Source organism: uncultured Agathobaculum sp., assembly GCF_963927765.1.
Taxonomy (GTDB): Bacteria; Bacillota; Clostridia; order Oscillospirales; family Butyricicoccaceae; genus Agathobaculum.
In genome coordinates this window covers 1-12,867 of sequence record NZ_CAWVCU010000061.1, presented here as the reverse complement: position 1 = coordinate 12,867, position 12,867 = coordinate 1, and the positions used below count along the sequence as shown (strand labels likewise).

The window sequence follows — 12,867 nt, the reverse complement described above, 5'->3', positions numbered from 1 at the left end:
TTTGTGCGAAAGGCAGATTTTTTCCTTATTTATACTACCACAAATCCCGTCCCCTGTATAGCGTATTCACAGATTTTTTACGGTTTGGCACAGTAGCTCGGCAGCATGCTCCAGCTGGTGCGCTGTCGAGTAAAATGAGAGTGAAAAGCGGATCGTACCGCTCTCCTCTGTGCCTGCGGTGCGGTGCGCAAGCGGCGCGCAATGCAGACCCGCACGCACGGCAACGCCCTGCCGCGCAAGGGTTTCCGCCACCGCTTCGCAGGCCGCGCTGTGCACGCGCACAGACAAAACCCCGGTTTGACCGGGATGGGAAAAGCACTCGATGCGCTTTTCCTGTTCCAATGCACGGACAAATTCACGCATCAGGTGTTGCTCATGCGCCAGAATGTTTGCTGGGCCGACCGACCGCACAAATGCCAGCCCAGCGGACAGCCCCGCAATACCCGGCACATTGGGTGTGCCGCTTTCCAGAGCGTCCGGCAGGAAGTCCGGCTGCTGCATTTCCTCCGAACGGCTTCCTGTGCCGCCCGCCAGCAGCGGATGCGCTGTGATCCGGTCATCGAGTGCCAGCAGGATGCCCGTGCCCTGTGGGCCGTACAACCCCTTGTGCCCCGGCATGCAGACCGCCGCCAGACACGGATGCCGCCGCACGTCGATCTGGATGATGCCCGCGGACTGTGATGCATCCAGGATGAGCGAAACGCCCGCCGCATCCAGCAGGTCTGCGATTTGTTCAAACGGTGTGACAAAGCCGAACACATTGGACACATGGTTGAGGATAAACAACTCCGCCCCATCTTCCAGCGCCTGCTTTGCCCGCTGCACCATCGCCTCCCCGTCCCACAGCGGCGTATCCAGCACGACCGGCTCGATGCCGCGCAGCGCAAGCGGCCGCATGACCGCGTTGTGCTCATAGCCGCTGACCACGACGCGCGTTTCCGGCTGCGCCAGCGCATGGATCGCCAGATTGAGCGCGTGTGTGGCATTCATCGTGAACACCACGCGTGCCGGGTCCTGTACCCCGAAGAGCGCCGCCGCCTGCTCCCGGCAGGCGTACACGGTTTCCCCTGCGCGCATCGCAGCCGCATAGCCGCCGCGCGCATAGCCCGCCGCCGCATGCATCGTGCGACGCATCGCTTCATCCACTGCGCGCGGCTTGTGTAGGGTGGTTGCTGCGTTATCCAAATAGATCATACGCTCGCCCCCTCGTCCGGTATGACACGACAAGGCGAGATGCCCAGCTGCCGCATCCGGCGGAGCGCTTCCTCTGAGTGCTGCGCGCCGATGCGCACCGCCCAGCTACAGGAATCCGTGCGTGCATGCCGCGGCGGACGCACCACCTCGCCCGGTACTCCCATCTGTCCCAAATGGCGCCGCAGGCCGACCGCTTCGGTCTGGCTGCGGCATATCATAAGAGCATATTGGCTCATTGCTGACTCTCCCTCCAACATAGACTATTGTCATGCTATGTTGAAAAGCGCGCCGAAGTGTGCTATGCTGGTGCTGCACAAAAATTCATCCCTGGAGGGAACAGCTATGGAACTTTCCGCCCTTTCCCTGCGTCTGCATGCACTTTCCGCACTGCGCGGCCTGCAGCAGCATCCGCTGGTACATGCCTATTTGGAGACGTTGGGCTTTTTGGATGGCGCAAACGCAGAATGCTTTGCCGATGCCTACGGCGCACTGTGCGCCGTGCAATATGCCTGCGGCGATGCATCGAAGGCGCTGCTTGACGCTGTCCACTATGATGTGAACACTCTGACCGACACGCTTGCCGCCCCTGCGTCCACGCTGCTGGATGCGGCAACGCTTGATATCGAAGCGCTGAACGCGCTGCTCGCCATTGACGGCACGGCACTCAAGACTGCCGCGGCGGGACGCTACAATGCGCCCGCGCTGCTGACCCTGCCGGACTTCCCTGCCTCGTCTCCGCTGCCCTTCCGGGACGGCGCAGCGCTGGCCAGTTACTACCGTGCACAGGGCTACGGCTTTTTCGCGCAGTCCTCTGCCTTTGCCGTGCAGGACGACGGCACGGTTGCCCCGATCGTGCATCCCGATGCCATCCGTCTGCATGACCTGCCCGGCTACGAACGCCAGAAGCAGCAAATCCTCAAGAACACCCGCGCTTTCCTCGACGGGCGCGAGGCCAACAATATCCTGCTGTACGGCGACAAGGGCACGGGCAAATCCTCGACCGTCAAGGCTGTGGTCAACGAATACGCCGAGCGCGGCCTGAAAATCATTGAAATGTCGCCGCGGCACATCACCTGCTTCCCGAAAATTTTTGCGGAGACGCTGCGCTCGCCCTTCCGCTTCATTGTCTTTCTGGACGACCTCACCTTCAGCCGCGAGGACGATAACTTTGCCGCGCTCAAGGCGTTCATCGAGGGCGGTCTTGCAGGCAAACCCGCCAATCTGGTCATTTATGCGACCAGCAACCGCCGTCACCTGATCCGCGAGAGCTTTGCCGACCGCGAGGGCGACGACGTGCGCGTGCGCGACAGTTTGGAGACTGTCACCTCGCTTTCCGACCGGTTCGGTCTGGAGATCACCTTCTCCGTACCGGATAAGGACGAATATCTGTACATTGTTGACCAGCTTGCTGCGGAAAGCGGTCTTGCGCTGCCTGAGGATCAGCTGCATCTGCTGGCGGAGCGCTTCGCGCTGCGCCGCAATGGGCGCTCTCCGCGCACCGCGCGCCAGTTCATCAGCCAGCAGATGGCTGAAAAATACGAAAAGTGACCCGATACACCAAAACCGCGTTATAAAACGCGTATATAGCAGAAAAGAACCGCCAAATGGCGGTTCTTTTCATCAAAGGAGAGAAAAAGTTCCGTTTATCGGAACTTTTTCTCTTTCGGGACGCATCCGCGATTTCCAACGGCGCGTCCCCCTCGATCGAACCTGTACGGTTCGATCGAAGCATTTTTTACCAGCCGAAGTACGAGAACGGGTTCTGATACTGCGAACCGCCGTTGCTGCTCTGGCTGTTCTGATCGCTTTCCGCCGCCGGGTCCTCGCCCTCCAGATCGTGCGCATCGGTCAGCGTCACGGTCAGGTTGACCATCTTTCCGGTCGAAATACGATAAACTGTCAGCGTCAGCTTGTCGCCTGCCTTCATATCTTCCTTGATTGCGTTGATGTCATCCATGGTCGGGGTCGGCGTACCGTTGGCCGCGGTGATGATATCGCCCACCTGCAAGCCTTCGCTTGCTGCCTTGGCGCGCGAGTCGATCGAATAAACCTGAACGCCCGCGATGCTGCCGTCGGCAGACTCTACGTTGCTGCCCGTAATGCCGATGGACGGACGTCCCGCTACATAGCCGTTGGCAATCAGCTCGTCAACGACCTCCTTGGCCGTGTTGATCGGGATGGCAAAGCCCATGCCCTCGACCGATGCTTCACCAAAGCCGCTGCTGGACAGCTTTGCAGAGGTGATGCCGACCACCTGACCATACTTGTTGATCAGCGCGCCGCCCGAGTTGCCCGGGTTGATAGAGGCATCGGTCTGGATCAGAGTCATGACGCGGTCGTTTATGGTTACGTCGCGGTTGATGGCGGAAATGCGGCCGCCGGTGATCGTGTTGGCAAACTGTACGCCGCCAGGCGAGCCGATCGCGTAAGCATATTCGCCGGGCTGCAGCTCATCCGAATTGCCGAATTCCGCAGCGGTCAGCGTGCCTTCCGGCTCGACCTTGAGCACTGCCAGATCGGTCTGCTCATCCGTGCCGACGATCGTAGCCTCATACTGCGTGCCGTCGCTCAGCTGCACAGTCACGCTCTGGGCATCCTCCACCACATGGTTGTTAGTGATGATGTAGCCGTCCTCGCTCATGATGACACCCGAGCCGGAACCCGTCCCGCTTGCAGTGGTCGAAATGACCGAAACAATAGACGGGCTGACCTTTTTGTAAATTTCCTCGCCTGCCAGACCGTTGACCACATCGTAATTATCCGGGTCGAGGTCCGGCGTATCATTCAGCTGCACGGTAGGCAAGTCACCTGCCTGCGCGCTTGCCGTCACTGCGCTGCCGTCGCCCGTATTCACCATATGCCCGATCAGCGCACCGCCTGCAAACAGCAGGCACGCCGCCGCAACACCGCCAAGGCCGAGCGCAATCGCCTTACCATGTTTTTTCTTTTTCGGGGGCTGCGGGGGCTGTTGCCCCGCTCCCATCGGGTCCTGCGTGTACGGTGCACCGCCATACGGCTGCTGCGCCGCCTGATGATATTCCGGATGCTGCACCGGTGTCTGGTACGGCGTGCGCGGCTCTGTGTACTGCGATTCTGCTGCCGGTTGCTCCATCGTGGGCTGCTGCGGCTCGGTATGCTCATCGCCGCGTGATTCCGGCGTCATATTGGTATTTTTATTGTTAAAGTCATCCATTGTTCTGACCTCCCTATCGATTTTGTGATTTCATTCTAACCCGCCATTGTGGCGGTTTGTTGAAAACAATATGAATATTTTTTGAACAAGCGCGGGCAAACCGCCCGTTTCCCTCACATGTGATATGTGCCAAACGGACGGTTTGCTGTTTATTTCTGTGGATTTTTGGCGCTGCCAGGCAGCTGCTGGGGCGCCAGCGGCAGCGTAAAGGAGAATTCCGTCTCGCCGTCGTCCGACCGCACGGAGATTTCTCCGCCGTGCAGATTGATGATATTCTTGACAATATACAAGCCGAGTCCCGCGCCCGTTTTGTCCATCGACCGCGAACGATCTGCCTTATAGAAGCGGCCAAACACGTGCGGCAAATCCTCTGGCGAGATGCCGATACCGGTGTTGGTGATGGAAAACGCGCAGAAATTGTTCTCCGGATGCGCCCGCAAGCACAACCTGCCACCTTCATTGATAAATTTCACCGCATTATCCACCAGATTATACACCGCGCGATACAGATGGTCGCGATCGCCCATGACGATTAGACGGTCGTCCAGATCGCACTCGACCTCGAGCTGCTTTTTCTCGATTTTCTGCTCAAAGGACAGGATGATCTGGCTGGTCATCTCAGAAAAATCAAACGGGGCCGGGTTGAGGATGAGTTCGCCCGACTGAATCTTGGCCGCGTCCAGCATGCGGTTGACCATGCGGGACAGGCGGCGCGTTTCCTCCGCAATGATGCGCAGGTATTTATCGCGCTGCTCAACTGGAATGGTGCCATCAATCATGCCATCGACAAAGCCGCCGATCGTCGTCATCGGGGTTTTGAATTCGTGGCTGACATTGGAAATGAAGCCGCGTGTCAACTCCTCCAACTGGTCGAGGTCGCGCGCCATGTTGTTAAAGGATACCGCCAACTCGTCGATCTCATAGCAGTGATTATCCTCCGGCACGCGCACATCAAAATTGCCCGCAGCAAACTCCTTTGCCGCCGCTGCAATCACCTTGAGTGGCCGCGTCATGTGCTGCGACAAGATAAAGGACAACACCAGCGCCACCGCGAGCGTAATCAGCAGAATAAGCACCAGTGTCTGCGTAGAATGGCGAACCACCCCTGCGGCGGTCGCATCCTGCGTATAGACAAAGACCATTGCGCTGACCTCGCCGTTGTCTCCCAACACGCGCGTGCCAACCGTATAGCTGGATCGGTCACCCAGCACGCCCAGCTGACCGACTTCCGCATAGCTGCCCGTCTTGCGGACCTGGTCAGTTACCTCCTGCGGAACCATCCAGCCCGACACCTTTGCCGCCTCGCCGTCCGGTCCGGCAATCATCTGGATCACGCCGTCCCGGTCGGTGACATAGACTGTGATGGCGTCCTCCTTGGCCACTGTGCTGATCGACAGCATATAGATTTCCCGGATTACTTCGGAATCCGTACCCAGCATCAACCGGGTCTGCTCTGCCAGGCTCTGCACGGTCGTGCGCAGTTCTGCCTGCTTGGTTTGCAGCGCATAATTGCCCATCTGGTAATAGAATACGCCGCCCGCAATTGCAAATGCACACACGATCAGCAGCAGGTGCGTGACATAGTTCTTGAAAAAAAAGCTGCGTCTGCCCATGGTTTACTCCTTGGTCTCGAACTTATAGCCGACGCCCCAAACGGTTTTCACTTCCCATTTATCCGAAACGCCCTCCAGCTTTTCGCGCAGACGTTTGACATGTACATCCACCGTGCGGGTGTCGCCGAAATAGTCAAACCCCCACACATCGTCCAGCAGCTGCGCGCGCGTGAACACACGGTTCGGGCTGGAGGCAAGATAGTAGAGCAGCTCGATCTCCTTGGGCGGTGCATCGACGCGCTTGCCCTTGATGACCAAATCATACGCCTGCTTGTCGATCACCAGATTGTCAAACGTCAGCTTCTCAGGTGCGTCGTCCGGTGCCATACGGCGGAACACCGCGCGCACGCGCGCAATGACCTCCGGCATCTCGAGCGGCTTGACGATATAGTCATCCGCGCCCATTTCCAGACCGGAAACACGGTCGGCGGTTTCGCCCTTTGCCGTCAGCATAATGATCGGCACGTCACTTTCCGCGCGGATCTCCTTGCAGACCGCCCAGCCGTCCATCACCGGCATCATCACATCCAGCAGCAGCATATCCGGCTTCTCGGACTTCCACAGTTTGATGCCCTCCACGCCGTTTGCCGCTTCGATCACCGCGTAGCCCTCGCGCTCCAGATACAAGCGCAGCAGCTCGCGAATATTTGCTTCGTCTTCGACGATGAGTATCTTTTTTGCCACAGTTTACCCCTGCTTTCTCATCAGTATGTTTTCATTATACCGCTTTTCGCCGATGAATGCATTAACAATCTGTAAAAGCCGGAAGAATTGCGCGGCCCGCGCGGACATGCTATACTGGACACATCAATGGCAAAGGAAGATCGTTTATGTCCCAAACCGTTCCCATGCATATCATCGCGCGCATCCGCAGCGATTTCCCCACCAAATTCGGCATCCCGCGGCAAAGCGGACTGGCTGATGCGCCCGCGCGCATTGTATTCGAGCCGGAATACCGCAACGCGGACGCGCTGCGCGGCATCGAGGGTTTTTCCCACCTCTGGCTGATCTGGCAGTTCTCCGAAGCCGTACGCGACGGCTGGTCACCCACCGTGCGCCCGCCCAAGCTGGGCGGCAACCGGCGCATGGGCGTATTTGCCACCCGCTCCCCTTTCCGCCCGAACGCGATCGGGCTTTCCTCCGTGCGGCTCGACCGAGTAGACCTGCACACGCCGGATGGGCCGGTGCTACATGTTTCGGGCGCCGACTTAATGGACGGCACGCCGATTTTCGACATCAAGCCCTATTTAGCCTACACCGACGCGCATCCCGAAGCATCCGGCGGCTTTGCACTGCAAAACCGTGACGGTGTGCTGCAAGTATGCTGCACGGACGCGCTGCTCGACCATCTGCCCGCAGGGCGGCGCGATGCGCTGCTTGCTGTGCTGGCGCAGGACCCGCGTCCGGGCTACCAACATGAGCCGGACCGTGTTTACGGTTTCCCGTTTGCGGGCTGCGAGGTGCGCTTTTCCGTCGAGGGCAGCATCTTGACCGTGCAGGATATCATCCCCATCCCCTAATGCAATAAAAAACCGCTCCCCATGGGAGCGGTTTTTTTGTGTTTCCGTTCAATCGAAGGATTACAGATTGGTCGGGGTGATCGCTTCAAAATCCTCGAGCGAGCCGCCGTTCATGAAGCAGTCGATGATCTGCTTGCCGCGCGGATCCAACTCAGGCGTATCAAACTTCGACAACTCCTTGCGGAAGAAGTCGGTCAGAATCTTCGCGCCTGCGTCATAGCCATCCGTGCCGACACGATCCTGCGTATCGACGCGCAGATACTTGGAGCGGATGCGCTGACCGTCGATGGTCATATCCTTCATCGCGTAGCCGAGCAGCGGGCAGCGAGCCGGTTCGAGATGCTCGCGGCGAATCTTGGCGCCGCCGTGGCGTGCCAGATACTCACGGGAGATCCATTCAGCCGCAAAGCCGACCTTGTATACACCGATGTGCTGGTTCGGGATAAGCACATAGCGGGTGTTCGGGCTGTTCATGATCTGCTCGAGCAGCAGGTTCGCCTGCTTGACGCGCTGGCCGGTCGCAAACGGCCAGTACGAGCCAACGCCCTCGCTCTTAAGCTCGTTGCCGGTGACGATCGAGGGGTTGTTAAAGCCGCGCGGCGCTACCAGACGCCACAGCCATGCCAGTGCAGGCGGGATAATGTGCATCATGCCCATGATGCCGTAGTTCGGGTTCTCGCGGGTCGAGGGGGGCATACGAACGCCGAACGAACGCACGTCAACCTCCACCGGCTCCTTGACGATGTGCGGCACATCCCAGCGCGGCACGATCGCACGCGGATTGGAGCAGCGCTTGCCGTTGGAATCGAGCGTATGCTCCCAGATAAGCAGCGTTGCGCCCGGATGGCCTTCCATGTTAAAGAAGCAGAGCGGCTCCTTCGGCTCGGTGCAGATGCGCTCGTACACCGGGTCGCAGCCGTAGTGCGTTACGCCGTCCATGCGGAGGAACCAGCCGTCCTCACCGTCAACCAGTACCAGCTTGCCAGACTTGTTCTGCAACTGCGGATAGCAGGTTGCCATATCGTCGCACACCGGCTCGATCGCACAAGTTGCACCCATGTTGAGGTAGGTCTCTTCACCGGTAACCGTGTTCTTGGAGAGCAGCACGCGGCCGTCCGGCTCACGCGCGATGTCCTGCAGCATTTCGCTCTTGCCGCCGCCGGACGCGCCCTCGTGCATGATGACCATTTCGTTTTCATACGGCGTTACCAGACGACCGCAGGACGTATGGCAGGTCGTCCAGCCTTCCTGCTCGCCGATGTCCAGCAGCACCGAGTAAACGCCCTTCTTTGCGGACGGGCCGGGGTAAAGGTTGTAAGAGAATACCTCATGGCAGTCGTCCAGACGGTTGTGCACAACGACCTGCTTGCCCTCAAAGTGAGTGTGGCGGAACGGCGGCGCAACGTAAACGATCGCGCGCGGCTTGTAGCCCTCGCTCTCCTCTGCGTTAACAAAGCCCTGCAGATGCGCCAGCGCAAACGCGAAAAACGCGCACTGCTTGGGGCAGACCAGCATGGAGCCGTAGCCATAAATATTGCCGCCCGAATTAAAGGGCATCAGGATCAGCTCCTGCGTCTTGAACCAGTCCATGGTCTCGCGGCGCAGGTCGGTAAAGGGATAGCCGTAAACGTCGGCAAAGCGCTTCTTATCGGTCGGCTTGTCGTCTGCAATACGCATGCAGTCCGGCTCGCGGCGGCGCATATAATCCTCCACGAAGTTGACCGACGCACCGTTCTTGCATCGTGTTACGTCCGCTTCCTTGACCGGGCCCTTACCTGGCACGTCGAACACGACGTCATACACATCGGCATGCTCCGGACCGAAGACCATATCGTACAGCTCTGCCTTGCTGGTCGGAACCGACACGCCTTTACAGTTTTCGAGCACATCCTTCAGCTCGTCCGTGAAAGTGAATTTGTTGAGCAACGGGTTCATCTGTTTGTTTCCTCCTTTCACACCGCCGGCGCCCTTCCCAAAGCCGCCTATCGGTGTGCCTGCTGCAAGGCCTCATCACCATAAATGCAATCAGGCCAATTGTTGTTCATTTATAGCATACTGCAAAACAGGGTGTCCCGTCAACAAATTTTCGCATTTTTGCAAGTTATTATACAACTTCTTGCAAAATGTACAAAAGCCCCCTCTTCTTTTATCTGTTTTTCCCACACGGACGCTTGTCCGCCGTGCATTATTCCGAAAAATGCACAGAAACACAGACCACTTCGCTGCGCGTACCAACACGCATATCCGGCCCCCAGACGCCAAGGCCGCTGGTCACGACCGAAGTCATATCCCCGATCTGCTCGCAGCCGCAAGCATTGTCCCATAACAGACGCATCAGCAGATTGCCAGGGAATAACTGTCCGTCGTGCGTATGACCGGACAGGTCGAGATCAACCCCCGCCTGCGCCAAAGCTTCCAACTCCTCCGGCTGATGGTCAATGACAAAAATCGGCTGCTCCTGATTGAGCGACGAGACCAGCTGCTCTGGGCTGAGCCGCTGCTCCGCCAATTTGTTGCTGCGGGACGGGTCACGCCGTCCGACCAGCTGCACACCGTTTTCCAGTGTCACCGCACGGTCCTCCAATAGTGTTACATCTGCTGCCTCCAAAAATTCCGCCATGCGCGGATCGTTTTTGTTCTCGTCGGCTATATCCCAGGTAAAACCCGCCAAGATTGGCTCGGACAGATCGTGGTTGCCCCAGCAGGCGTAGGTTCCATATGTACTGTCGAGCGACGCAAGCGCTGCCGCAATCCGCTCGGGCTGCGGAATCGCCTCATATTCGTTATCGAATATGTCACCCGCGATCACCACCAGATCGGGCTGCATATCGTTGACCACCTGTACTGCCCGTTCGATATACGCTGGCTCAGTGCTGTAGCCTAGATGCAGGTCGGCCAGCAGTGCGACCGTCATATCCTCGCCCGCGCCTTGCAGCGTCACGTCATATTCAGTCACATACAGCTGTTTGGCGTGCACCATGCCGTAAAAACTGACCGCACACACCAACGCAAGCGCCACGCCGCCCTGCACACGCCGCACCTGCTGCATCTGCTCAAAATCCTTGCCACGCACGCGGCGTATCACAAACAGTGCCACTTCGACGATCAAAACTGCAAGCACGAGATACAGCATCCAGCCGAACCAGTAATTTCCGACCTGCCGCAAAAACTTCCGTAACGCATACGGCGACTGGATCAAAAAGCCGGTCAGCGGCGCTGATGCGACCAGCGCATACACCACGATGAACACCACGCGGAATGCCTTTGCGCCGCAAAGCCGATGGCACGCGCCCGTCCAGCGCAGCACCCAGCGCGCCAAATACACGTTGAGCAGGATATAAACCGGAGCGAGAAAAATCGCAATCATACGCCGCCCTCCTTTCCAACCAATGGATTTTCTGTCATTACAGCTGCGCGCAGCGCTCCCACACGCGGGTGACCGAAGTACATTTTCCGTCCCGCGCAAGCTCAAACACCGCGCCAGACAGCGCGCAGTCGCCCGGCGCGGTCTTGAAATACTCGGTCAGATCGCCGCGAAACATGGCGATCGACTGCTCCACCCGCACGCCCAGCACGGACACGATCGGACCGGTCATGCCCAGATCAGTGATATAGCCCGAGCCTTTGGGGTTGATGCGTTCGTCCGCGGTCTGGACATGGGTGTGCGTGCCCCACACAGCAGCACAGCGGCCGTCCAGATAATACCCCATCGCAAGCTTTTCGCTGGTCGCATTCGCGTGGATTTCCGCCAGCGCAAGGTCATATTTGCCTTCTGCCTCACGCAGAATTTTATCCGCGCACAGAAACGGGTTATCCGGTCCGTAATGCATGTCGCATCGACCGATCAGGTTCATCACCAGCAGCCGCAAGCCCTGCGGACCGTCGTAAATCCCCCAGCCCTGTCCCGGGCTTTGCGGGGCAAGATTAGCCGGGCGCAGGATATCCTGCCGTTCGTCCAGGTAAGCGGCGATCTGCTGTTTGGAAAACGCATGGTTACCCAACGTCACCACATCCGCGCCCGCGGCAAAAATATCGTCCGCCTGTTTGGGCGTGATGCCGCGCCCAGCAGCGTTTTCGCCATTGACGATTACAAAATCCACGCTGTGCGCGCGTTTGACGCGGCGCAACAGCGCATGCAGGGTGTCGATGCCGGCCTCGCCGACCACATCGCCTACCGTGAGAAGTTTCATTCCTGTTCCTCGCTTTTCTTTGATTTTCCCCCGTCCGGCAGCGCCGCCGGATAGAGCAAAGGGGCGGACAAACATCTGTTGTCCGCCCCCAAATTGTCAAATCATCCGTTTCAGTCGAACAGAGTCGAAACCGAAACTTCTTCGTAGATGCGTGCGATGGCTTCCGTGAGCACCGGCGCTACCGACAGCAGCTTGATCTTGTCCAGCTTCTTTTCGCTCGGCAGCGGGATGGTATCCAGAATCGCCAGCTCCTTGATCGGGCTGTTCTCGATACGCTCGATCGCCGGACCGGACAGCACGCCGTGGGTCGCGCAAGCATATACCTCCGTTGCGCCGCCCTTTTCGACCAGCGCGTCCGCTGCGTGCACCAGCGTGCCCGCCGTGTCGATCAGGTCGTCCACGAGGATGCACTTTTTGCCCTCGACGTTACCGATGATGTTCATAACCTCGGATACATTCGCCTTCGGACGGCGCTTGTCGATGATGGCAAGCGGCATGTCCAGCTTCTCGGTGAACTTACGCGCACGGGTAACCGAGCCAAGGTCAGGAGAGACGATAACCGTATCATCCGTGCCCACGCCGAACTTGCCCGCGATATACGGGATCAGCACAGAAGAGCCGAGCATGTTGTCCACCGGGATGTCGAAAAAGCCCTGAATCTGCGCCGCATGCAGGTCCATGGTCAGCACACGGTCTGCGCCTGCTGCGGTGATGAGGTTGGCAACCAGCTTTGCCGAGATCGGGTCGCGCGCCTTGCTCTTGCGGTCCTGACGCGCATAGCCGAAATAAGGGATAACCGCCGTGATGCGGCCGGCAGACGCACGCTTGCAGGAGTCGATCATGATGAGCAGCTCCATCAGGTTGTTGTTGACCGGGCCGCAGGTGGACTGTACCAGAAACACGTCCGAACCGCGCACGGACTCGGAAATGGAAACCGAGATTTCGCCGTCCGCGAAGGTGGAAATCGCCGCTTTACCGATCGACAGGCCGAGCGCGGACGCAATCTGCATTGCCAGTGCGGGGTGAGAGTTGCCGGAGAAAATTTTGATATTTTTTCCGTGAGAAATCATTGGTAAGCCTCCGTCATAATGATAGAATTTATCCCGTTTTTTCTATGTTTACTTTTTATTTTGCTCTTTTTCATGTGCCTCGCGGCG

General features: G+C 58.5%; 11 protein-coding genes. 2 read left to right on the top strand and 9 right to left on the bottom strand.

Translation table 11 applies throughout. The features are described from left to right. Positions 1–66: 66 nt before the first annotated feature. Positions 67–1,194 (bottom strand): aminotransferase class V-fold PLP-dependent enzyme, encoded by a 1,128-nt coding sequence (locus tag ABGT74_RS05565; RefSeq protein WP_346704801.1) that lies wholly within the window; start codon positions 1,192–1,194, stop codon positions 67–69. Continuing rightward, positions 1,191–1,430, bottom strand: a complete 240-nt coding sequence (locus ABGT74_RS05560; protein ID WP_297282865.1) for a putative Se/S carrier-like protein — start codon at positions 1,428–1,430, stop codon at positions 1,191–1,193. Before ABGT74_RS05560 ends, ABGT74_RS05565 begins: the two co-directional genes overlap by 4 nt. A gap of 106 nt (positions 1,431–1,536) precedes the next feature. On the opposite strand from ABGT74_RS05560, the gene ABGT74_RS05555 reads away from it, so the two are divergent. Then, positions 1,537–2,742 carry an ATP-binding protein gene (locus tag ABGT74_RS05555; RefSeq protein WP_346704800.1) on the top strand — a complete coding sequence of 402 codons (1,206 nt, stop codon included), beginning with the start codon at positions 1,537–1,539 and terminating at the stop codon, positions 2,740–2,742. 187 nt (positions 2,743–2,929) lie between these two features. On the opposite strand, the gene ABGT74_RS05550 is transcribed toward ABGT74_RS05555, so the two are convergent. From ABGT74_RS05550 to ABGT74_RS05540, 3 genes are all read right to left on the bottom strand, one after another. After that, positions 2,930–4,387 (bottom strand): trypsin-like peptidase domain-containing protein, encoded by a 1,458-nt coding sequence (locus ABGT74_RS05550; protein WP_346704799.1) that lies wholly within the window; start codon positions 4,385–4,387, stop codon positions 2,930–2,932. 149 nt (positions 4,388–4,536) lie between these two features. Then, complete coding sequence (locus ABGT74_RS05545; RefSeq protein ID WP_297282862.1) at positions 4,537–6,000, bottom strand: HAMP domain-containing sensor histidine kinase; 1,464 nt, start codon at positions 5,998–6,000, stop codon at positions 4,537–4,539. 3 nt (positions 6,001–6,003) lie between these two features. Beyond that, positions 6,004–6,684 (bottom strand): response regulator transcription factor, encoded by a 681-nt coding sequence (locus tag ABGT74_RS05540; RefSeq protein WP_297282861.1) that lies wholly within the window; start codon positions 6,682–6,684, stop codon positions 6,004–6,006. 146 nt (positions 6,685–6,830) lie between these two features. On the opposite strand from ABGT74_RS05540, the gene tsaA reads away from it, so the two are divergent. Continuing rightward, positions 6,831–7,520 (top strand): tRNA (N6-threonylcarbamoyladenosine(37)-N6)-methyltransferase TrmO, encoded by a 690-nt coding sequence (gene tsaA, locus ABGT74_RS05535; protein WP_346704798.1) that lies wholly within the window; start codon positions 6,831–6,833, stop codon positions 7,518–7,520. 60 nt (positions 7,521–7,580) lie between these two features. On the opposite strand, the gene ABGT74_RS05530 is transcribed toward tsaA, so the two are convergent. The 4 genes from ABGT74_RS05530 to ABGT74_RS05515 form a co-directional block, all read right to left on the bottom strand. Next, the gene (locus ABGT74_RS05530) at positions 7,581–9,455 is read right to left on the bottom strand and encodes a DUF4914 family protein (RefSeq protein ID WP_297282859.1); all 1,875 of its coding nucleotides are present in this window, start codon (positions 9,453–9,455) and stop codon (positions 7,581–7,583) included. Positions 9,456–9,705: 250 nt separating this feature from the next. Beyond that, entirely contained in the window at positions 9,706–10,887 is a 1,182-nt protein-coding gene (locus ABGT74_RS05525) for a metallophosphoesterase (RefSeq protein WP_297282858.1), read from the bottom strand. A 37-nt stretch (positions 10,888–10,924) separates the two neighbouring features. Next, positions 10,925–11,710, bottom strand: coding sequence for a TIGR00282 family metallophosphoesterase (locus ABGT74_RS05520; RefSeq protein ID WP_297282857.1), 786 nt, complete (start codon positions 11,708–11,710; stop codon positions 10,925–10,927). Positions 11,711–11,820: 110 nt separating this feature from the next. Continuing rightward, positions 11,821–12,780: a ribose-phosphate pyrophosphokinase gene (locus tag ABGT74_RS05515; RefSeq protein ID WP_297282856.1), complete on the bottom strand. Its 960-nt coding sequence runs from the start codon at positions 12,778–12,780 to the stop codon at positions 11,821–11,823. Positions 12,781–12,867: the final 87 nt, after the last annotated feature.